This is a genomic window from Pseudomonas syringae (genome assembly GCF_001698815.1).
In the GTDB taxonomy this organism is placed as follows: Bacteria; Pseudomonadota; Gammaproteobacteria; order Pseudomonadales; family Pseudomonadaceae; genus Aquipseudomonas; species Aquipseudomonas syringae_A.
Genome location: NZ_LGSI01000037.1, coordinates 16,727 through 39,671 on the forward strand (window position 1 = coordinate 16,727; position 22,945 = coordinate 39,671).

The window sequence follows — 22,945 nt, forward strand, 5'->3', positions numbered from 1 at the left end:
ATGAGTGAAGAAAAAAGTCAGGCCTCGGCCAACACCGGCCAAGCGGCTGAATCCGTTTCGTTGCTGGATCAACTGGTTGAAGCTACCCGCGTAAAGCCGGGTGACGAAGCGTATGCGGTTACGCGTCAAGGGCTCGAAGCGTTCGTCAGCGAACTGCTCGAACCTGCCCGGCAGAGCGAGAAAGTCAGCGCCGGTTTGATCGATGACATGATTGCTACCCTTGACGCCAAGCTTTGCCGTCAGGTGGACGCAATCATCCACAACGAAAAATTCCAGAAGCTGGAATCCTCGTGGCGTTCGTTGAAGTTTTTGGTCGACCGCACCGATTTCCGCGAGAACAATAAGCTGGAAATCCTCAGCGTCTCCAAAGAGAAGCTCCTTGAGGATTTCGAAGACGCTCCGGAAATTACCCGCTCAGGCTTGTACAAAGCGGTCTATACCGCTGAGTTCGGTCAGTTTGGTGGTCAACCGTTCGGTTCGATAATCGGCAACTACGAGTTCAATCCGGGTCCGCAGGACATGAAACTGCTGCAATCGGTTGCAGCCATTTCGGCAATGTCTCACACGCCGTTCATTGCCGCCGCCGGCCCGCAATTCTTCGGCATCGACAGCTTTGCCGATCTGCCTAACCTCAAGGACTTGCAAGCGGTCTTTGAAGGACCGCAGTTCACCAAATGGAATGCGTTCCGTGAAAGTGACGATGCCCGGTTTGTTGGTTTGACCTTGCCGCACTTCCTGCTGCGCACGCCCTATGGCGAAGACACAATCCCAGCCAAGACCTTTCGCTATAACGAGAACGTCAGTGGCGGCAACAAGGACTTCCTCTGGGGTAACGCTGCGTTCGCGTTCGCCAGCCGCTTGTCCGACAGCTTTGCCCAGTATCGCTGGTGTGCCAACGTTATCGGCCCGCAGGGTGGCGGTACCGTCGGTGACCTGCCGGTTTACAACTATGAAGCCATGGGTGAAACCCAGACCAAGATTCCAACCGAAGTGCTTATCTCCGAGCGCCGCGAGTTCGAATTGGCTGAACAGGGTTTCATCGCCCTGACCATGCGCAAAAACACCGATAACGCTGCGTTCTTCTCGGCCAACTCCTGCCAGAAGCCCAAGTATTTCGGCAACGACAAAGAAGGCAAGGAAGCAGAGCTCAATTACAAGCTCGGCACCCAATTGCCTTACATCTTCGTGGTCAGCCGCCTGGCTCACTACATCAAGGTCATCCAGCGCGAAAACATCGGCACCTGGAAAGAGCGTGGCGATCTGGAGTCGGAACTCAATACCTGGATTCGCCAGTACGTGGCGGATATGGACAACCCGGCAGCGGGCGTGCGCAGCCGTCGTCCGCTGCGTCAGGCCGAAATTACCGTAAGCGACGTCCAAGGCGATCCAGGTTGGTACCGCGTCGGTTTGAAAGTGCGCCCGCACTTCAAGTACATGGGCGCCTCTTTCACGCTTTCGCTGGTGGGCAAGCTCGACAAAAGCTGATTCTCGCAATGACTGGGCGCCCTGAGGGTGCCCATCAACGTGTTCTGCCGAGGTTCATTGCCTCGGGGCTTTCCTGAATGAGTTCAAGGCGCCGATCCAGGGCCAGGGGTTCTGGTCAGCGCCTGAAAATTAACTGATTAACCCGGAGTACCTGTTATGCCAATGCCATGCTACTTGAGTATCGAAGGCCATAACCAAGGCAAGATTGAAGGTTCCAGTACGGTTGCCGGCCATGAAGCGAAGATTCTCGTTCAGGCAGTAGAGCATCTGATCGACATCCCGAAGAACCCGCAAACCGGCCTTCCAGCAGGCAAGCGTGTTCACCAGGGCATGACCCTGACCAAAGAGATCGACAAGGCTTCGCCAAAACTGCTGCAAGCCCTGACCTCGGGCGAGCAACTCAAGACCGTCGTACTTGAGTTCTATCGCATCTCCCCTAAAGGAACCGAAGAGAAGTACTACACCATCACCTTGAGCAATGCGGTGCTGGTCTCTTCGCGTACGTGGGTGCCAAACGTCTTGAACCCTGAGTTCAAGCAGATGGGCCACATGGAAGATATCGGCATTACCTACGAAAAAATCGTTTGGACCTGGGTGCCGGACGGCATCGAAGCCGAAGATTCGTGGTTGGCGCCAAAAGCGTAAGCAACGCTTTTCGATATGTCGCGCCGCCCTTGAACAGGGCGGTGTTTTCAGGACTTGAGGAGACAACGCCGTGAGAGAAAAACGTTTGTTGGAACGCATCGTCGGTCTTCAGACTGACAGTGAGCGGTCACGGCTGACGCAGGCGCAAGTCCTGACACTTTCGATACGTGAACATCTTCAGCGCATTCTCAATACCCGTCAGGGTAGCGTTCCGATTGACCCTGAGTTCGGTGTACCGGATTTCACCAATCTGGCCGGTTCGTTCGCCACAGGCGAAACCAGCCAGATCATTAAAAACATGACACGCATGATCGCGCACTACGAGCCGCGTCTGAAATCGCCCCGCATCCAAGTCAGCGAGGGCCATCAGGAAGTGCTGTCGCTGAGTTTCAGCCTGGACGGCCTCGTCGAGATTGATGACCAGTACATTCCTATTCATCTGGCGACGCGGGTTTCCTCCGACGGCCGGGTATCTTTGGCGATGCCCTAATTTATGCTCAACAGCCATTACCAAAGTGAGCTAAACAACCTGCGGCGGCTGGCGGACGAGTTTGCCCGCAAGAACCCGGCGCTGGCCCCTCTGCTCGGAGTGGACTCGGCCAGTGATCCCGACGTCGAGCGCCTGCTCGAGGGTGTCGCGTTTCTTACCGGCATGGTTCGTCAACGGCTCGACGATGAGTTTCCTGAGTTCATTCAGGAATTGGCGCAGTTGCTGTATCCGCATTTCCTGCAACCATTGCCTTGCATGACCTTGCTCCAATACAAACCCGGCGTTGCCTTGCAGGAAGTCATGGACGTGCCGGCGGGCAGTGAGGTCGCTTCAGTGCCGATTGATGGTCAACGCGTGGTTTTTCGCAGTGCCTATCCGGTGGCTCTGGAGCCTTTGCAGCTGACGTCTGCCCAATGGGAAGGGGGCAGCGGCAAAGAGCGCAGCATACTGCTGGAGTTTGCTTTTACCTGTGCCAGGCCAGACGCCTGGGAAGCGGACAGTCTGTGCTTTTACCTGGGTGACGGTCTTGCGGATGCCGGAAAGTTGCTCAGATTGTTGCAGCTCAATTTGCGTGAAATTCGCATCAGCGCGCCGGGCCTGCCGCTTACCGTATTGCCATCCCGGCACTTGCGCGGCCTGGGGTTCGACACCCATAACTCGTTGTTGCCGTACCCGGAAAACGCTCACCCAGCTTATCGCTGCGTGCAGGAATACTTTGCGTTGCCAGAGAAGTTTCTGTTTGTCGAACTGTCTGGCTTCAGACAATGGCGCAATCGTGGCAATCAGGGGCGCTTCAGTGTGCGTCTGATGTTTGATGACTTGCCGGACTGGACTCCCGATCTGACGGGTAGCAGTTTCATGCTCGGCGTGACCCCCGCCATCAATCTGTTCCAACAAGATGCTCACCCGCTACGCATCGATCACAAGCAGCCGGACTACAGAGTCCAGCCCGTCGATCATAGCCAGCGAGGCAGCATGAGCATTCATTCGGTGCTCAAAGTGGTCAGCTACACCGCCGCAGGGGGCGAGCGCAGGCTGCAGCCGTTCAATTCATTCTCACAAAGCGAAACATTCACGCTGCGCATTCGTGCTTCAAATATTGACGCTCAGGGCTACGAGCATTTTCTGAGCCTGCCTTACAACAATGGCAAGGCGCAGGAAGAGATGACGCTCTCTATCGGGTTGTTGTGCACCAATGGCCAACTTCCAGAAAGCTTGCGCCTCGGCGATCTGAGCCACCCCACGGACAGTTCGCCGCCGCGAGCCACGTTCACCAATATTCGCAGCGTCACGCGCGCGCAATCGCCAAAGTTCGACGACACGCTGTTGTGGCGAGTGCTTTCCCAGCTCAATGCCAACCACTTTCGCCTGGCCGATCGCGATTACTTGTGCGGGTTGCTTTCGCTGTATCTGCCCGGTGACTCGGACGCCGCTCAAAACGCCAATCGCCAGCGTATCGAATCCATTGAGCGTGTCACGGTCATTCAGGAACGTCGTTTTATTCGCGGGTTACCCATTGAAGGCAGCGTCATCCAGGTGGACTGCCGCGGCGATCACTTCCTGAGCCCCGGCAATGTCTACATGTTCGGCTGCGTGCTCGACGAGTTTTTTGCTGGCTGTGCGGCTGCCAACAGCTTTACCGCCTTTACGCTGCACGACAGCGCTAACCACGAGACCTTGAAATGGCCAGCGAAGATCGGGCACCAGCGCCTGCTGTAGCAGACCCTCTGCTCAGCCAAACGCGTGACTACGCATTTTTTCAGGCACTGCGTCTGTTACGGATGCGCTTCACTGACGAAAAGGCGTTTGCCGACAGCGTGCGTGTGCGGCCGCGTCTGGGCCTGGGTTTTCCGCAGCGCGATCTCGAAAGCATTGAACTCGACGAGCAGGGCCACTACCGCATAGAGGCGAATTTTTTTGGCTTGTATGGGGTGACTTCACCGCTTCCGACTTTCTACACCGAAGACCTGATAGACGAGCAGCAGCAGGGGCATTCCGCCGGCCGTGACTTTATCGACATCTTGCACGCATCACTTTACCCGCTGCTGTTTCGGGCATGGGAGAAGCATCGGGTCTGGATCAGCATCAACGAACGCAGCGAGCTCAATAGCCTGCGTCATTTACAAGCGCTCATAGGGGTTGCTGATGCTGGGCCTTCGCACCGCGACGACAGCCTTGAACTGCTCCGGTTTGCCGGCTTGTTCAACCAGTACCCGCGTTCTGCTCTGGGTTTGCAACAGCTGGTTCGGGCGGCACTCGGCGGCGACCCTGTCGAGGTGGTGCCCTGCGTAGAGATGCGTTTGCGCATTGATCGCCCAGCACGCACTTACCTGGGAATGCAATGCGGTGTGCTGGGCGAAAACAGTCTGCTCGGTCGGGAAATACTGGACCGCAGCGGCACCCTGGACATTCGTGTCGGGCCTATTAGTGCGGCCCGCTTCAACCTGTTGTTGCCGGGGCAGCCCCTTTACAACCGCCTCGAAAAATTGGCCCACCTCTATATGCAGACGCCTTTGCGCCTGCGGTTGGTCGTGAGTCTGGACCCGCAAGAGCAGCACTGCGCCACGTTGGGTAACGGCTGGCAAAGTCTGGGGCTGGACACTTGGCTTGGCGACCGTACCGTAAAAGATGACGTTGTATTCATGTTAACCGCTGGCAACAGCTCGATACCCGAAACGAGGACGCTGCAATGATTCAGGTAGAACTCAAACCGCTGTTCGCACGGCTCAATGTGTATGGCACCAAAGCCCTGGAGAACGCGGCGGGCCTGACCCTGGCGCGCACCCATTACGAGATTTCGGTAGAGCACATGCTGCGTCAGTTGCTGGAAGATCCTAATGCTGACACCACACGTATTCTGACTCGTTTCGAAATCGACCCGTTGCGCTTGCGAGCCTTGCTCGATGATGGCCTGACGCAACTCAAGAACGGTAATCCAGGGCGACCGGTGTTCGCCAGCCTGCTCACCGAGTGGATTCAGGATGCCTGGCTGATTGCCTCGCTGGTGGTTGGCACCGGTCGTATTCGTGGTGGGTCGTTGCTGTTGGCGTTGGTTTCCCGTTTGGGTTATTACACCGCCGGTACGCGTTATGGCGAAATGCTCAAGCCGATTTCTACTGATGCCTTGACTGCCGAATTTGCTCAGTTGCTGGCCGGTTCCAGCGAGGGGCCGCTGGACAGCCTGCAAATCGGCTCGGCGTCCTCGACTGTTGCCAGCGCTGGCGGTGTTGCACCGGCTGCTGAAGATAACATCGCCCGGTTTTGCGAGGACCTCACCGCCAAGGCTGCAGCGGGGCGCATTGACCCGATTTTCGGTCGCGACGATGAAATTCGTCAGATGATCGACATCCTTGCTCGTCGTCGTAAAAACAACCCGATAGCCGTGGGTGAGCCGGGTGTCGGCAAGTCCGCAGTGGTGGAGGGGCTGGCGTTGCTGATCAGCCAGAACGAAGTGCCCGACTTCCTCAAGAACACCCGCCTGCTCAGCCTGGATCTTGGTGCACTGGAGGCGGGTGCCAGCGTCAAGGGCGAGTTTGAAAACCGCCTTCGTGGGGTCATTGAAGAGATTAAGGCGTCTACCACCCCTGTCATCCTGTTTATCGATGAAGCGCACATGCTGATCGGCGCTGGCGGTGCCGCTGGTGGGTCCGATGCGGCTAACCTGCTCAAGCCTGCCCTGGCCCGGGGCGAGCTGCGCACCATCGCAGCCACTACCTGGTCTGAGTACAAAAAGTACTTCGAAAAAGACCCGGCCCTGGCGCGTCGCTTCCAACTGGTCAAGCTGGATGAGCCGAGCGTCAAGACTGCTGTGCTGATCCTGCGCGGCCTTAAGGGCCATTACGAAAAAGTCCACGGCGTGAGTGTACGCGACGACGCAATCGTGGCTGCGGCCGAGTTGTCGGATCGTTACATCACTGGCCGCCTGCTGCCCGACAAGGCCGTGGACCTGCTCGACACTGCCAGCGCCCGGGTGCGTATCGGGCTGGGTATCAAGCCCGCTGATCTGGAGCGCATGGAGCGTCAATTGTCCGGGTTGGGGCGGGAGCTGACCGCACTTGAGCGCGACCAGGCCAACGGCTTTCCGGTGGAAGAGCAGCGCCTGGCTGACATCGCCGATGAAAAAGCCGGGATTGAAGACCGTCGTATAACGCTGGAAACCCGTTGGCTCGCCGAGCGCCAAGCGGCGTTGCGTGTGCTCGATGCCCGCAAACAGCTGGCGCTGAAAGAAGAAGATATGCCCGTGCCCGCCGAAGGCGAAACGGCTCACGCACTGGCCTCGCTGGAAGAGCGTCAGGCCGAGCTGGAGCAGGCTCGCCAGTCGCTTGCCGCGCTGCAAGGTGACGAGCCACTGCTGTTCACTGAGGTCAATCCGGACGCCATCGCCAAGGTCGTGTCCGACTGGACCGGCGTGCCGCTGGGCAAAGTCTTGCGTGATGCGGCAGGTGGCGTGCTGGCTCTGGCAGCCAACATCAAGACGCGCATTCGCGGGCAAGACACTGCGGTCGAGCAGATTGCGGAAATCCTCAAGGCCGCACAGTCGGGGCTGCGCGATCCACAACAGCCATTGGGGGTGTTCTTGCTGGTAGGCCCGTCGGGCGTTGGCAAGACCGAAACTGCGTTGGCGGTGGCCGAACACTTGTTCGGCGGTGAGCAAGCAATGATTTCAGTCAACATGAGCGAATATCAGGAAAAGCACACCGTCAGCCGCCTGGTGGGTTCGCCTGCTGGTTACGTTGGATTTGGCGAGGGCGGCATGCTGACGGAGGCGGTGCGCAAACGTCCGTATTCAGTGGTGCTGCTTGATGAAGTGGAAAAGGCGCACCTGGATGTGGTGAACATTTTCTACCAGGTCTTCGACAAAGGCAGTTTGTCTGACGGGGAAGGGCGGCAGATTGATTTCTCCAACACGGTGGTTCTGCTGACCAGCAACCTGGCTACCGAAGAAATCCAGAACCTGTGCGTCAACGGGCGTCCCGACCCCGACACACTGGCGGAAAAAATCCGGCCGACCTTGTCCCGTCATTTCAAGCCAGCACTGTTGGCGCGTATGACGATCGTGCCGTTCTTCACATTGGGTGGCGAGCAACTGGCTGGCATCGTACGGCTGAAACTGGGTCGACTCAGCGAACGCCTGTTGGCCGCATCGAAAGTGCGTCTGACTTTCGCTGACGAAGTCGCCGATGCCATTGCCGCTCGCTGCACGGAAGTGGAAAGCGGAGCGCGCAATATCGATTTCATCCTGCGCAAGAGCCTGACGCCGCGTCTGTCGGATGTACTGCTAGGGGCGATTGCCGATCAGCGCCCACTGGCCGAACTGCACGTTGGCGTGGACACCTGCGGCGAGTGGGTGATCAGCAGCGTCGCACTGGACGAGCGCAGCGATGCATCTTAACGATGAACATGTCAGCTCATTGTCGGTTTCCCGTTATCGCGGGCACCGCGGTCCCTGCATGGTCGTTACTGTCGGGGTGCTTTACGGTGCCGATCAAAACATCGTGCCCGCAAATGAAACGCAAGCCTGGCTGAACAAACGCTTTGGTAAACAGCCCTTTGACCGAGGCATGAAAAAAAGCCGGGGCACCTTTGCCGTTCAGGGAAGTGCTTACGCCGCGAACGTCACACAGCAAGACGGTATGGCAGTTCGGGTGCGGATGGGTGAGCTGGATAAAATCCTGCACGTCCATCCGCCCCGTCAGTGGCACAAGGGCTTGCTCGGTTGGAGTCCGCTACCGAGCGGTGTGCTGACTGTTCTGCCGCTTGAGTTAGGCCTGGCATACGGCGGGGCGGGCAGCCAAGACAACCCAGATGGGATCGGCTATGTACTCGACGCAGGTCAGGCTGACGGGTTGGCTTTGCCGCAGATCGAGAGTCCGGCGACGCCATTGCGTGCCCCAGGGGAGCGTGCACCGGTGGCGAGTTTTCTACCACTTGCGCCGCAATCAAGTGAGCGCCGCGCCTTTTTAGGGACTTGCGACGAGGCATGGAAAAAGCTGCGGGCGCCCTTTGTACCGATGGACACCGACCCACGCTGGTTCGACGAAGTGGCACAGGACCAATGTCAGCAGGGCTATTGGTCGGGCCATGAAAACTGGTTGGCGCAGGGCATGCACCCGACTCAAGCGCAGGTAGCGGGGCGCCTGCCCGGCTTGCGGTTGCGCTTGTTTGTCCAGCGGCACGCACTTGGCCCAACCGATGCGGGTGTCATTGAAGAGACGGCGCTTGATCTGGATACGGTCTGGCTGTTTCCGGATGAAGAGCGCCTGTTACTGCTGTATCGGGTTGAGGTCGATGTTGTGGATATCGACGGCGACGATCTGGCGGGATTGGCAGCTGTGTGCGAACGCCTCGGTGAAGAGGCCAGAACAGCTGAGCACTGGAAGGCTGAGTTGTGGCGGCAACGACCTGCCAAGGCATCGAGCGCATCGCCAACCCCGGAGCCGTTCGAGCCGGGCCCGCATGCCGCATCGCAAGCCTTAAGCGCGCAACTGCCGGCGTTGATGGCTGAAGTCAGTAAACAGCATGCCAGTTATGGCGTGGAGCTGGAAAAGCTAGGAGCACAGGCTGCCTCCACGCCTGCTGTGGACATGGACACGGGCCAGCTTAATTTCGTCACCTTGGTGGAACCCCTGAAGCAAAGGACGGATTGTGCTCATGCAAGCCTTGCTACTGAGCTTAACCCGTTGGCCGGGAAGCACGTTCCGCCCGCCGCCGCGCCGCTAGCCGATCAGACAGGAATTGAAGCGCTTGAGGCCGCTACGGCGCAGTGGCAGGCAGGTCTTGAACAACAGATGGCCGAGTTGAACCGTCTGCTGGAGGGCATGCCGCCTGATGTGTTGGCGCAATTGCACGCGCAGCAGCTTGCGGGTTCTTTGAGTCTCAATCAGTCAATGAGCGGTGCCGAATTGGCGGCCCTGCAAGCCTCGATGGAGGCCTCGAATGCTGATCTTGCGAAACATACGGCGCTGCTGGAAGCAGAACTCGCCCAATTGCAGAAAGACACCGCGGCACTCGATCCGGCTGTTTTTGCGCCGGTCCCTCCTGAGGTAAAGCCTGCCTGGACGCGGGAGTTGTTGCAAGCCGCCTGCGATGCCCGCCAGGCCCTGGACGGTGTACGGCTGGTGGCACTGGATCTGTCCGGGATGAATCTCATTGCAGTCAACCTGGGCAACTGCGTGTTGCAGGGTTGCAAGCTCAACGGCGCGGCCCTCGGCGGCAGCAATTTCAACGGCGCCCAACTGACTGACTGCGACCTCAGCGACGCCGATCTGGCCATGGCAGATTTTGCCAACACGATGCTGGAGCGTTGTGTGTTCCAACGTATCAAGGCCGCCCAGCTCAACCTGGCGGATGCCTACGTCGCCGACTGCGATTTCACGCAAGCCGATTTAAGCGCGAGCAAAGCAATGCGCGGAAGTTTTACCCAGTGCCGCTTCAACAAGGCGCTGATGCAAGCCGTTGATTGGAGCGGGGCGCGCTGGAGCGATTGCGATTTAAGCGGTGCCGGGCTGGCTGATAGCCAACTGGGCAAAACCCAGATGCGCGCTTGCCAGCTGGATGCAGTCAGCCTGCGCGCTGCCGACCTGCATCAGGCCGACTGGTCGGATGTTATCGGCAGTGACATCGATTTGAGCAACGCCCATTTGCAGAACTGGCGCGTGGAGCCGGGTTGCCAGCTTCCCGGAATACGGCTGGACGGTGCCGATCTGACGCAGGCCAGCTTGCAGGCCGCGAATCTCAGTCGCGCCAGCCTGCGTAATGCGTGCCTGGCCAGGGCGCTGGTGATGCGTTGCAACCTGAGCGACAGCGATGCCTACCGGGTCGATGCTCGTGGCGCGGACCTCAGCTCCAGTGACCTGAGCCGGGCGCAATGGGTCGGTGCCAATCTGTTCGAAGCCCGCTTGCGCAAGGTCAGGCTCGAGGGTGCCGACTTGAGCGGCAGCAACTTGCACGGCGTAAACAGCGAAGGAGCGCGAGGGCTTGGCGCGCGCCTTGAGGGCGCGTTGATGACACGTTGCCGATTAACCGAGGACTTGGCAAATGCTTGAGCCCGCCGGTTCTCTTCTTTTTGTCAGTGTTGTCCGTTGTGACGACGAGCAAGGATTTCAATATGCCCGCTAATGATTCGTCCCTGTGCAGTTTCACCTCTACTGCATTGCCAGTGGCCAGCGGCGACCCCACGTTTGTCGTACTCGACTGGCACGGTGAGGAAGGCATTTCGCGACCGTATCGTTTTGAAGTCCGCTTGGCCTGTGAACAGCAAGTGCTCTACGAGTGCATGCTGGGTGAAAGGGCAACGCTGATTTTGCGTGACGACGCGCAGGCTGCCGAGAGCAAATACCATGGCGTCGTGACTGAAGTAGAACAGCTGGAAAGTGACGAAACCTATCAGTATTACCGGGTGGTGCTCGAGCCAAAAATGGCGCTGCTGCGCCAGTGTCACTTTTCGGATGTGTGGCTGAAAACCTCATTGACCGCGTTGATCGCCGACATCATGAGTAACGTCGGCTTGCATGCCAAGCCCGCCCAGGACACGGTTGGTATCGACTACGATTACACCGTGGCATTTACCCAAAATGCAGCAGTCGGTGAAGCCGAGTTTATCTGCCAGTTTGAAGAAAGCAGTTTTGCTTTTCTTTCCCGCCGCCTTGAGCAGGCCGGCGTTTATTATTATTTCGAACAGGGCAAAGATCGCGAGTTGTTGGTGCTATGCAACGACATCGCCAGGCAGGGGCCATCAAGCCCCATCGCACTCACTTACTTCCCCATGAATGCGACCACCACGGCGGTCACTCAGGCAGTACTGCGCTCTTTCAAAAGGCGTGTGACTCATCCGGTCAAGCGTGTTGTTTTACAGGATTTCAATCCTAATATCGTCACTGGCATGGTCATGGTACAGGGCGACTCCAGAAGAGGCGCGTCGCCTGACAGTACCTACATTGCGTATGGTGAACACTTTGCCGATGTGGCAACGGGCGACCTGTTGGCCGGCCTGCGCGCACAAGCCCTGAGTTGCCGGGAAAGCGAGTTTCATGGGCGCGGCCGGGCCACGGAGTTGAGGGTCGGCGCAACGATGATGTTTTCCACCGCCTTGTTTGCCGGTGCAGATAATCTCACTAGCGAGCGCGTCGATGCGGTGGCCGGTCTCGCCGGTACTTATTTCATTATCGAAGTCAAACACCGTGGCAGCCAGCCGCTGCCCACCGGCGATACTTACCAGGCAGGTAACGGCGACAGTGAAACGCACTTTATAGCCCTGCCCAGTGATGTTCAGTACCGGGACAGCTGTAAAACGGCAAAGCCTTACATTGGTGCGCCTATCAGTGCATTTATTGATGCAGAAGATGCAGTCCTGACCGCTGAATCACGGCTTGCGGGTGATGTTGATGATCTGACTCAGGCCGCGAAGACCCTTAACACCTCGATACCTGAATTGAGCATTGCTAAAGCGGCTTCTGAGAAGGCCGATGCCGAGCTTGCCGTCGCAAGTGCCACCACGAAGCGTAAGCGTGACGAAGCAACAACCTATGAGCTGCGTTATGAACCCGGTGTAACGCCTCAACTCCATGCCAGCCACCTTGCCGAATATAAACGCGTGGCGGCGCAAGCCGCAGTGGCTGAAGCAACACTCAAGACTGCCGCCGATACAGCCAAAAGCGTTTACACGAAGGCGGGTGACACTCAGACAAACGCGCAGGCAAAAGAAACGTTGAGCTCGCAGACTATGCTCGCCGACTGGAAGTCAGCCAATACGCCTTATTTGAACAGTGAGGGTTGCTACAAAGTCAGGTTTCCGTTTGTTCGTGCAAGTAAAAGTGGAACGTTATGTTCTGCGTTTGTGCGCATGGCGTCCATGTCCAGCGGTGTTGAACACGGTATGAACCTGCCGCTATTACCGGGCACAGAAGTGTTGGTGTCGTTTTTGGGTGGCGATCCTGATCGGCCTATTATTATTGGCAGCGTGCCGAATGCGGTTAATAAAAATAAAGTCAACGAGACCAACAAAACCCAGAGCGGGCTGTCCAGCCCGTTGGGTCATTTCCTGGCCATGGACGATGTACCGACCGGTCCGCTGATGAAAATGGGCTCACCGGCGGGGCAATCATCGCTCACGTTCGGCCAGGGTGAGGTCAATGGTGTGAACTTGCGCACCGCGGATCACTTGCAGTTGTCTTCAAGTTCATTAAAACAACAGGTACCTGATATATACAGTTTGAGCATTGGCGCCGATGAGGTAACAGGCTCGAGCGCTACCGCGTTCTATGCAAAATCACCCGACGATTTCAAAGGGCTGGTCGATGCCAGCTCGCCGACAGGCATTGGTAAACGCCCCATACCCCCGGTCGCAACGATTGCTGACGAAATAGCGCTGACCACCAAGTGGGGCGGCACCCCTTGGACGATACCGACTACCGACTGGAACTCCAGCACCACAGCGTCAGACTCGAACCGGCCTGATATTTCCACCCGGCTTGGCAAGAGTCTTAGTCTGGTGGACCTCTGGAGCAGTGTCGGTTGGGGGATCGCCAATGCCGTTACTGGCTTTACTCCATTTGTAGGGGCGTCGCACTTTGGGCACGCCGATACCAAAGTGTCGGGCAAGGCACCATATTTGGTCGAGCTGAATACAGCTGCCACCCAAACCAGTGCCAATTTTGGTACACGCAAGGAAGTGCTTGACGATTTTCAGTCTGCGATCTATTACAGCTACAGTGGTGAAAAAGCCAATGTCAATATTGGTAAAGGTACCTACATTTACGATACGTATCGAAAAGAAGATGCAACCGCTATACAAATCAATACGACCAGCCACTCCGTAGACACCATTATCAGTGCAATGGATGCCACAGTGGTCGACGTGACGAGCGAATTCTACAGTGTGGCTGGAATTGTAAAAGCCAGTATTTCTGGCAATAAGCACAAAATCACCATGACTGAAAAAGGCATTGTTATCGAAGCCATCGGGGCGCCTATTCTGCTCAACGGTGATGTGGTTATTGGCGGTAGTTTGCTGGTCAAGGATGATTTGCTGGTTGAAGGTGATGCAGGTGTCAAGGCTGACATTGTTGTTGCCTCGTTGTACGCCACGAACGCTTCAATAAATGTATTGGAGTCTTTGACCTCAACTGACGGCAAAGCCGTGCTGACACTTGACCCTGACGCGCTCATGGAAAAGACCGTGGATACCTTTAACTTAAAATATGGCAGCCCCTTCGGGTTGGGTGTTCTCAGTCTCGACCGGCTCTTGGGTTATGGTGCTTTAGCCATGGAATATTCATTAAAGACTCAGCATGGGTTATTGCAGAACACCACAGGGCAGTTGGGTTCCACGATCAAGATGCCGAGCGTAGCGGCGACAAATCTTTACAAGTCTCAGTCGGCGATCAAAGGCTTAAGTCACAAAGTAGAGTCAGCGCGAAAAGCTTATGCTGCGGGCAAAAAACTATTCTCAAATACGTCTAATCCTCAGAAGAAAATTGCAGTCGACACCATTAAGTGGATGGACTGATGCGTACAGTCAATCGGCACGTTTTAGTGTTAAGTGGGGGGCTTTTCAATGGTCGGTAGTTCGTTGAGTGCAGATGCGCTACGCCTGTGCCTGAGCGAGTCGCAGCCTGTTCGAAATGTGCGGTTGGCCGGCGGCGATTACCGGGGCCTTGACCTGAGCCAGGCTCGTTTTGAGGACGTGGATGCCTGTGGCGCGCAGTTCGCTGGCGCCACTCTGACCAACAGTCATTGGCGCAATTGTCAGTTGAGCGACGCTGATTTCACTCACTGCGTGATTGATGGCGTCACGCTGACCGACTGCACGCTTGACCGGGCGAACCTTGCCGGCGCGCAAATCAGCGGGGGGCGTTGGTTACGCACGGGTGCAGCAGGGCTGACCTTGAGCCAGGCACGGCTGATTGGCGTGTCTTTTGTGGAGTCGACTTTCGACGCACTGACGCTGACAGGCGCAGCGGTCGAGCGCTGCCAGTGGGACACTTCGACTTTTCTACAGCTCGATGCGCATGCGGTTACCTGGAAGCAGGTCCGGTTGACCCAATGCCATTTTGAGTCGGCAGTTTTTTCCGCGGCCATTCTCGAGCAGTGCGCCTTCGATCAGTCGACGTTTGCGGCGGCTGACTTTAGCCGGTGCGTGGCGGACTCAACCTCCTTTTATCAATGCAGGGCCGACCGCATCACGTTTGCTGGCGCAAGCCTGCGTAAAGCCATTTTCAGTCAGGCAGCCCTGCCAAACGCCGACTTCGGTGGCGCGTGTCTTGAAAAAGCCAATTTCAATGATGCGGATGTCACCCGCAGCGTGTTTACCGGAGCTTCGCTGCGTTACGCCCAATGCCGTGCCTTGCAGGCTGCCAAGGCTTCTTTCGTTGCCGCCGACCTTACAAACGCGAATTTCGATGGGGCGCAGCTTGAAGGCTGTGACTGGCGCGAAGCCAATCGCGAATCCATTCGTCCCGAAGACAGCGAGCGCCTCGCGGCACAACGCTGGCAACCTACTTTATAGGCGCTCCCTTTATGCATGAAGCTCTGCAGTTTCTCGATCAACCCGCCACTGTGCGCCATGCGCGCATCAACGCCGTCGACGGTGAACGCTTTGGCGTGGTCAGCGCCGAGGGCCATCGTTATTGGCTGAAACCTGCGTTGGGCTGCCTCTTGCAACCGGCAGTAGGGGACTGCGTATTGATTTCCCTGTCGGGTGATCAGGGCTACATCCTCATGGTGCTCGAAAGAAGTCAGGCACTGGCCACTGAACTTCGTGTGCCCGGTGATTTGCAGCTGAACGTGGGTGCTGGCTCGCTGAGCATCAAGGCGCGCGATGGTGTCGTGCTCGACGCCGGTAGCGGGCTGATGGTCGATGCCGAAAACACCACTTTCACGGGCCGCAACGTTGAGCTGGATATCCGCTTGCTCGCAAGCAATGGCGGCCGCGCCGATAGCCATTGGCAGGAACGCAATGAGCACGCCGAGCGCCATTGCCAGCAGGCCACCCGGCACGACGCGCAATACGGCGACAGCCGCCGCCGGGTGCAAGGCCATGAAGACGCCCATGCAGGTTCGTTGCGTCAGCGTGTCGATGGCGACTGGAGTGTACGGGGCGAAACGCTGGACCTGTTCGCTGAAGTGGCAGTTGCCATTGATGCCAAACGCATCAAGCTGGGTTAAGGAGTGCACGATGTTCATGCTCAATAACGGCGGCGCCCAAGCGACTGCCTCGCAACCGGATACTTGTAAGACCACCACAGCTGCGGGCCCCGTCCCGCTGCCGTATCCCAATATCGCGGATTCCAGCATGGCCGACCCGGGCGGGCTGGTGAATGAGGTGCTGGTGGCCGCCATGCCAGCGATGAATCAGATGAGCAAAGTGACGCAGAGCAGCGGCGACGAGGCTGGCGATCAGGGTGGCCTCATCAGCGGCGTGAACGTGGGCGAAATGGCCTTCAGCAGTGGCAGCACAAAGGTCATGGTTGGCGGTAAACCTGCTGTCATGGTCAGCAGCCAGACGCTTCAGAACGGCACGCCCAGCAACACCATTGGCGTCTTTAACCTGGGCAGCCAAGAGACAGTCGAGGTGATGCAATGAGCCTTCGCAAGATATACATCGCACTGGCTTTCGCGCTGCTGAGCGCATGCAGCACTCAGGACCTCACCCCCGAGCAGAAAGCCCTCAACGACCTCAAGTGGGACTACGCCGAGAATGCCATCGAACTGACGTTTACCGCCGACAAAGACCTGAACCAGTACGACGGCCAGGCGCATAACCTGATGGTGGTGATTACCCAGTTTGACCAGATCAGTGCGTTTTCTGCCTACACCGGCAGTTCCCAGCAGTTAAGCAGCCTACTCCTGATGAATAGCGCACCGACCGGGATGATTGGCTTGACGCGCCTGTTCATTGAGCCGGGGCAAACCCGGCAGCTGAGTCTGCCGCGCCTGGAGGGCGCGAAAATGGTCGGCATTGCCGCAGGCTACGCCCACCTGGACCCGACACGCAGCGCCAAGCTGTATCAGATCGGTGTCGACGTTACCTCCACCGGCTGGTTCAGCAAAACCTGGACCGCAGCGCCACGACCTATTGCGATTGACCTGCTCGTCGGCCCGGACGCGCTTTTGCGCGGTAAGGAAAGCCGTCTCGCGATGCCCAAGCCCGTACAGCCACGCGAAGGCGAAGTGCGCCTGCCGGGTGCCACGGACTGACCTTTTGATTTGAGTCGTGCAGTCATCCTTTTTAATCTTTTGTGCGAACGCGAGCCCTATGAATATTGATCAGTTGTTGTATTGGCATCAGGGCTTGTTCCTCCAGCCTCAGCATTTTCAACAGAATGACGCCCGTATCGAGTACCGGCTGACGCGCACCACCGAACTCAATCATCCCTACCCGTGGGGCCTGATTTCATCGAAGATCAACGAGCCTGCCCTGGTTGCCAAGCAGTGCCTGCTGGATCAATTGTCGGTTCGCTTCCCCGAGGGCACGCTCGCCGAATATCCGGGCAATGCGGTGCTGGAGTCCCGCACGCTGGACCCAGGCGAGTTCAGTGGCGGGCGCACGTTGTATGTCGGTCTGCGTCGCTTGCTGCCGGGCGATGCCAACGCCCAGGTCTTCGAGACGCTGGCCGAGGGCGCGCGGGCCGAAGCGCGCTTCATCGTTGCAGCCGATCCCGAGGTGATCGGCGACCGGCTCGGCAACTCCCCGGAAGCCCGGGTTCGCGCCATGTCCTACGTACTGCGGCTGTTCTGGGAAGACGAGCTGGAGCATTTGAGCGCCTATGAGTTGATGCCGATTGCGCGTCTGGATCTGGACGGCGACCGCGTGCGGCCGATTCAGCGTTATGTGCCGCCTTCGGTGAATCTCGGCGCGTCACCGATGCTCATGCAAACGTTGCGCGAGGTTCGCGACGAATTGGTTGGCCGCGCGCGGCAACTCTCGGTGTACAAGCAGCCGGGCGAATCGCGACGCGGCGACGTCGACGGTGCCCAGATCAATCATCTGATGGCCTTGGCAGTACTCAATCGTTACGGCCCGCGATTGACCCACTTGCTGGAAACGCCGCAGGTTTCGCCGTGGGAGCTGTTCGGCACACTGCGTCAATTGGTGGGCGAGCTGAGCCTGTTTTCCGATGTCTGCGACATGCTCGGTGAAACCCCGGATGGACGGCAGTTGGTGCCGCCTTATAAACACGAGGACGCGGGTGTTGCGAGCATCGCACTGGTGGCGTTGATCGGTCAGCAACTCAATGAAATCAGCATCGGCTCGGAGTTACTGGTGCGCCTGCCTCTGAGTGAAGGATTGCACCAGGCCGAATTGCCGGATGCCTTTTTTGGGCCCCGTCATCGGTACTTCCTGGTGGCGCGCAGTGCGGTCGATCCGGTGTGGCTGGCCGAGAGCCTGCCGCTGGACGGCAAGCTGGGCGCTGTCAGTGCCATGGAAGGGCTAGTCAATCGCGCGTTGCCGGGTGTCGAGCTGATCTATCTGCAAGTGCCGCCCCAAGGTCTGCCCCGTGTGGCGGGCGCTTTGTATTTCCGCCTGGAAACACTCAGCGATGGCTGGGAAACGCTGCAGAGTGAGCGCCAGGCGGCGTTTTTCCTGCCTCAGCCACCGGCTGATTTGATTATTGATCTGGTAGTGGTGCGTACATGATGACTCTTCGCCTGGCGGACTGCTGGATGCCGATCTTCGAGGCCGCAAAAACCGGCATCGCCAACCCTGCGCAAAGTTGGGAGTCTTTATCGCCGCAGTTGATCGCCCAGCTCGACAGTGCCGCGAATCGAGCCCGGGAACTGCATTTTGCCGAGGCCGAAGTGCGCGAGGCGCTGTTTGCGATCGTGGCCTGGATCGATGAAACGGCCATGTCTCAAGAGTGGCTTGGTTCTGCGGGCTGGCGGCGGGCGCCTTTACAGCGCCATTACTTTTCTACCAGCCGTGCCGGCGTCGAGTTCTTTCAGCGGCTGGAAGCGCTGCCGGAAGCGGCAGCCGGTGCCCGGGAAGTCTTCGGCCTGGCCTTGTTGAGTGGCTTTGAAGGGCGCTACGCGACGCGCCCCGGTGGTGAGCTGGACCACTACCGCCGGTTATGCCTGGAGCGGATCATTCTCGATAACAAAATGGTGCCGCTGGATGCCACCAGTTACCTGTTCGAGCAGCCTCAGGAACATTTGTCCAAGCGCAAACGCATTGTTCGGCGTGGCCTGCCCGGAATTTCTCTGGCGCTGTTGGTGGGCGTCCCTCTGGTTATTTTGTCGGTGATGTACATCAGCCTGGACATATCCCTCGCTCGACACGTCAGTGCCATTCTGGAGGCCCACTGATGTTGAAGAAAATCGGGATTTTCCTGCTTGGGGTTCTGGCACTGGTGATTCTGGCCGTGGGGCTGTGGGCATTGGCGCTCTACGAAGACTGGCCGTTGTGGTATGTGCCCGTCATCTTCGTCGGCGTTATCGTGTTCGTCGTGATTGCGCGCTGGATTGGTCGCCGCTGGCATGCCTGGCGTTTGCGCGCCCGGATGAAAAGCGAGCTGCCGCAAAGCCGCCGCGAGGAAGCCCCCAATCTGGACCAGGACTGGAAAGCCGGCGTGCAGTTGTTGCGCGGCTCGCGCCTTGGTCGAATGGGGGCGCCGCTGTACGCGCTGCCCTGGTTCCTGATGCTGGGCGAAAGTGGTAGCGGTAAAAGCAGCCTGTTGCAGCACAGCGGACTGACGTCAGCGTTAAACCCTCATAATCGTGACGGGCAACCAGCGCCCACCGGAACACTTGATTGGTGGTTTCTGGAGCGCGGCGTGGTGCTTGATCCTGCCGGGCGTCTGGCCCAGGGCAGCAGTGACGCGGGCCCCGAGTGGCGGCGTTTGTTGTACTGGTTGCTGCGTTCGCGGCGTCGCGAACCCCTCAATGGCCTGCTGCTGGTGATTGATAGCACGCGGCTATTGAGCGGCTCCGACGAAAGCCTGGCCGAGCAGGGGCAGGACCTGCGGCGCCGCCTTGATGATCTGGTCAAGGTTTTCGGGGCACGGCTGCCCGTGTACTTCATCATCACGGGCGCTGAAGCTGTGCCTGGTTTAACTCAATGGGGCGCTGCGTTGACCCCGGCCCAGCGAGAGCAGCCGTTCGGCTTGCTGAGCAAGCAACGCGATAGCGCGGCAGCGAGTTTTCTTGACGAGATGTTCGGCGGTATTGGTCGACGCCTGTTCGACCTGCGCATCGAATTGGGCGTGCGCGGCCTGCCCGACGCCGATGCGTTCAGCCTGCCGGAGCGCATTGGTGCTTTGCGCCCACGGCTGGAAAAACTGCTGCTACCAGCCTTTGCAGCCAACCCTTATAGCGAACCACCTTTGCTTTGCGGGCTGTTTCTGACTGCTCAGGGGCAGGGCAGTGCCGCGCAGCATGAAGGCTGGTTCAGCCATGATTTGTTCGATCAGTTGCTGCCGTCGCAACGCTATGCATATCGTCCCATCGACAGTTGGCGGCGCTGGCGTCGCCTGCTCGTCCATGCTGCCGTCATTGCATGGCTGGCATTGTGTGTTGGCTTTGGTGCATTGATGATTTATGCCGATCGTCATACCGAGGCCGTGCTCGCCCAGGCGCTCAACGATCCACCTGCCGAGAATGACTTTGCCGGCGGCCTGGAAACCGATCTGGATGCCTTGCGCCGCTTTCGCCTGGCGTTGCTCAATCTGTCCAGGGAACAGCAGCAGGGCTGGCAAAGCCTGCTTCCGTTCTCGAGCAACATTGATGAGCTGATACAGCGGTATCGTGCCGACTACGTTGGGCTTTTCAGCCGTGAAATACGAACACCGGTGTTTGACGGGTTTATCTCGCAAAACCTCAACCACGCACTTAATACGGGTGATCCGCGCCTGATTGCGGCCTACGCAGAATTTCTGGTGCGGCGCATCAATCTACTGGACGCGCGTCTGAATAATCAGTCGATGGAGGGCTTGCCGGTACCAGGCAACGAACTGGGTATTCTCAACCAGACCTATGGCTCCAAAGAAAAGATCAGTGCAGGTCAGATGGCAACCCTTGGTGACAGCTATCGATACTGTCTGGAGTGGGACACCGACATCCCCTGGATGCAAGGGCAACGCGCAGGTTTGCTTGCGCAGCTGGACAGCATGAGGCTGGAGAATCGGCCATTGGATTGGTTAACGGCCTGGGCCGAGCAGCAAGGCAATCTGCCGCCAATTCTGCTCAGTGAATATTGGACCGATACGGATACCCCAAATCTCAGTATTTCCGGTGCCTATACATCTGAGGGCCATAGCGCAATTCTTGGCTTCATCGATGAGTTGGGTCGTGCCAGCCGTGATCAGGCGTTATGGAAAGACCGCAGGGTCAAGTTTCTTCAGCAGTACCGCAGCGATACTCAGGATGCCTGGTACGCGTTCATTAAAGGCAGCCTGCTGAGCGCGCAAACCCGCTTGAAAACCCGCAGCGACTGGCAACAGACCCTGAGTGTGGTCGGCACCGCCAAAGACCCGTTTATCCGCTTGCTGCATCGCAGCGCCGAGCGGTTTGCACTGATTCCATTGGAACACCGGGCACCCTGGGCAAGTCGCACGGTGGCAATGGATCGCTTGCTCAAACTGGCCGCCAATGATGACTTGCACACCGAGTCGGGTGCGTTGGGTAATTTCAAGGTGACCAATGCGCTGGGCGGTGATGTGCTCAAAGGCATGGTCAATGGTGGTTCCATCGAGAGTGGCGTCAATGGTCTGCGCGATGAATTGACTCAGGCCCGCGCGCTGGCCAGGTTCCAGCAATTGATGGCGGGTGTAGTGGCTGATTTACAGAAAAACGACGCACAAGCGTTCCAGGTTGCCCTTGATACCTGGGGCTTTGGTGCCGATCCTGCGGTCAAAGCGGCGCCGCTGTGGGAAGCCGACAGTATTCGTAAAGCGTTGATCCAGGCGTTGACGGGGCCGGACCCGCGCGAAGATGTGGTCTGGTCGTTGGTGACCGGACAACTGGACTTCTCCTTGCATTACGTTGCAGAAGTGGCTGCCTGTCGCCTGCAAAGTGACTGGAGCGGCCAGTTGCTCAGCCCCATTGAGGGGGTCCGCGATCCGGTCATGCTCAACGAACTGCTGTATGGCGAACGCGGTCAACTGCCGGCGTTCATGAATGGCCCGGTAAAAACCTTTGTGCAGCGTGACGTTCAGCGTTACAGCGGACGGGAGTCATTGGGTGTGCAGATTCCGCTGACTGGCGCCTTCTACGCTTATGTCAGCCGTATGCAGCACGCGCAGAACGATCTGGTCAGCGCTCAACGGCAAAGTCAGACCCAGCAGGCGACTGACCAACAAAGCAAGCAGGCGTTGGAGGCTGAGCAGAAAACCCTCGCAGCGCAGCGGGCGGAACTCAAGCAAAGCATTGCAACGCTGCAGGCCACCGCTGCGGTGGTGGAGTTATCTGCCTCGCCATCCCAGGTAAATATCAGCGCCCGCTCCTTGCCTCAGCAAACGCGTTTGACGCTGCAGTGCAGCGGCCGTTCTACAGTGCTTGATAACTTCAACTTCCCTACCAGCGCTAGTTTTGTCTGGGCGCCAGGGGCTTGTTCGGATGTTTCACTGGAGATCAGCTTTGCGAACTTCAAGCTCACTCGGCACTGGACGGGTGATCGGGCGTTCGTGGACTTTCTGCGTTTATTCAATGGTGGCCAACATACTTTCACCCCTGATGATTTTCCAAGCCAACGCAATCTTATGGGTAGTGAAAACCTGATCGGCATCCAATTGACTTATCGCCAGGAAGGCGAGCAGGTGTTGTTGAATAAGTACGCACAGGCAGACCAGTTGCAAATGCAGTTGGGTGTCATCGATGAGCGACTCAAAGCAATCAATGAGAAACTTATGGCAATGGAGGCTCAGGCAGCGGCCATGAATGTAAGCCTTTCAGCTCTTGGCTCAACGGCTCAGCAAGGCGTCGCCAACATCCAACCTCCAACTCAGATCGCCTGGTGCTGGACTCCGAAGCCGTTGGATGCAGGGCTGTTTGCTCCGGAGCAAGCAGCCCCTGGACCTAAGCTGCAACGACGCTAAATCGGCTGAGCGAAAAGGCTACAGCCACATCCAAGCCTGATGCTCGCTGGTGGGATGCTATTCCGACCACCATAACCCTGGTGGTCGGCTCGCTTGTCCATAAACGAATACGCAAAGACCCTCTTTCCCAAGGCTACGTAAAGCGCTTGCTGTCAGGCGCAGCACTATGAGTCCTGTTTGCGTCTGACGGGTCAAATCGTACGCAGATGGCAAGGTAAGTATGTCCCCACTTATAGCGACACGGCGGAGCTTAAAACCCTGTGTATGTTCACGTGCCAATGCGTTGGCTGCGTTATTA

At 57.9% G+C, this 22,945-nt stretch carries 15 protein-coding genes; all 15 read left to right on the forward strand.

What is annotated here, in order from left to right:
• The gene (gene tssC, locus AFK24_RS09930) at positions 1-1,485 is read left to right on the forward strand and encodes a type VI secretion system contractile sheath large subunit (RefSeq protein ID WP_065833070.1); all 1,485 of its coding nucleotides are present in this window, start codon (positions 1-3) and stop codon (positions 1,483-1,485) included.
• 156 nt (positions 1,486-1,641) lie between these two features.
• Positions 1,642-2,130, forward strand: coding sequence for an Hcp family type VI secretion system effector (locus AFK24_RS09935; protein ID WP_065833071.1), 489 nt, complete (start codon positions 1,642-1,644; stop codon positions 2,128-2,130).
• A 70-nt stretch (positions 2,131-2,200) separates the two neighbouring features.
• On the forward strand, positions 2,201-2,620 hold the full coding sequence (tssE, locus tag AFK24_RS09940; RefSeq protein ID WP_240500371.1) for a type VI secretion system baseplate subunit TssE: 420 nt from the start codon (positions 2,201-2,203) through the stop codon (positions 2,618-2,620).
• A gap of 3 nt (positions 2,621-2,623) precedes the next feature.
• On the forward strand, positions 2,624-4,339 hold the full coding sequence (gene tssF, locus AFK24_RS09945) for a type VI secretion system baseplate subunit TssF (RefSeq protein ID WP_065833072.1): 1,716 nt from the start codon (positions 2,624-2,626) through the stop codon (positions 4,337-4,339).
• The gene (gene tssG / locus AFK24_RS09950; RefSeq protein ID WP_065833073.1) at positions 4,303-5,313 is read left to right on the forward strand and encodes a type VI secretion system baseplate subunit TssG; all 1,011 of its coding nucleotides are present in this window, start codon (positions 4,303-4,305) and stop codon (positions 5,311-5,313) included. The genes tssF and tssG overlap by 37 nt, the downstream gene beginning before the upstream one ends.
• Positions 5,310-8,012 (forward strand): type VI secretion system ATPase TssH, encoded by a 2,703-nt coding sequence (gene tssH, locus AFK24_RS09955; protein ID WP_065833074.1) that lies wholly within the window; start codon positions 5,310-5,312, stop codon positions 8,010-8,012. Before tssG ends, tssH begins: the two co-directional genes overlap by 4 nt.
• Positions 8,002-10,665 (forward strand): DUF2169 family type VI secretion system accessory protein, encoded by a 2,664-nt coding sequence (locus AFK24_RS09960; RefSeq protein WP_065833075.1) that lies wholly within the window; start codon positions 8,002-8,004, stop codon positions 10,663-10,665. Before tssH ends, AFK24_RS09960 begins: the two co-directional genes overlap by 11 nt.
• A gap of 62 nt (positions 10,666-10,727) precedes the next feature.
• Positions 10,728-14,126 (forward strand): type VI secretion system Vgr family protein, encoded by a 3,399-nt coding sequence (locus AFK24_RS09965; RefSeq protein ID WP_065833076.1) that lies wholly within the window; start codon positions 10,728-10,730, stop codon positions 14,124-14,126.
• 48 nt (positions 14,127-14,174) lie between these two features.
• Positions 14,175-15,125, forward strand: a complete 951-nt coding sequence (locus AFK24_RS09970) for a pentapeptide repeat-containing protein (protein WP_065833077.1) — start codon at positions 14,175-14,177, stop codon at positions 15,123-15,125.
• Positions 15,126-15,136: 11 nt separating this feature from the next.
• A complete protein-coding gene (locus tag AFK24_RS09975; protein ID WP_065833078.1) occupies positions 15,137-15,784 on the forward strand; it encodes a DUF3540 domain-containing protein in 648 nt (215 codons plus the stop codon).
• 10 nt (positions 15,785-15,794) lie between these two features.
• Positions 15,795-16,202: a DUF4150 domain-containing protein gene (locus tag AFK24_RS09980; protein ID WP_065833079.1), complete on the forward strand. Its 408-nt coding sequence runs from the start codon at positions 15,795-15,797 to the stop codon at positions 16,200-16,202.
• Positions 16,199-16,816: a type VI secretion lipoprotein TssJ gene (locus AFK24_RS09985; RefSeq protein ID WP_065833080.1), complete on the forward strand. Its 618-nt coding sequence runs from the start codon at positions 16,199-16,201 to the stop codon at positions 16,814-16,816. Before AFK24_RS09980 ends, AFK24_RS09985 begins: the two co-directional genes overlap by 4 nt.
• 58 nt (positions 16,817-16,874) lie before the next feature.
• Positions 16,875-18,257: a type VI secretion system baseplate subunit TssK gene (gene tssK, locus AFK24_RS09990; RefSeq protein WP_065833081.1), complete on the forward strand. Its 1,383-nt coding sequence runs from the start codon at positions 16,875-16,877 to the stop codon at positions 18,255-18,257.
• On the forward strand, positions 18,254-18,922 hold the full coding sequence (locus AFK24_RS09995) for a DotU family type IV/VI secretion system protein (RefSeq protein WP_065833082.1): 669 nt from the start codon (positions 18,254-18,256) through the stop codon (positions 18,920-18,922). Before tssK ends, AFK24_RS09995 begins: the two co-directional genes overlap by 4 nt.
• A complete protein-coding gene (locus tag AFK24_RS10000) occupies positions 18,922-22,647 on the forward strand; it encodes a type VI secretion protein IcmF/TssM N-terminal domain-containing protein (RefSeq protein WP_240500372.1) in 3,726 nt (1,241 codons plus the stop codon). Before AFK24_RS09995 ends, AFK24_RS10000 begins: the two co-directional genes overlap by 1 nt.
• The last annotated feature ends 298 nt before the right edge of the window (positions 22,648-22,945 follow it).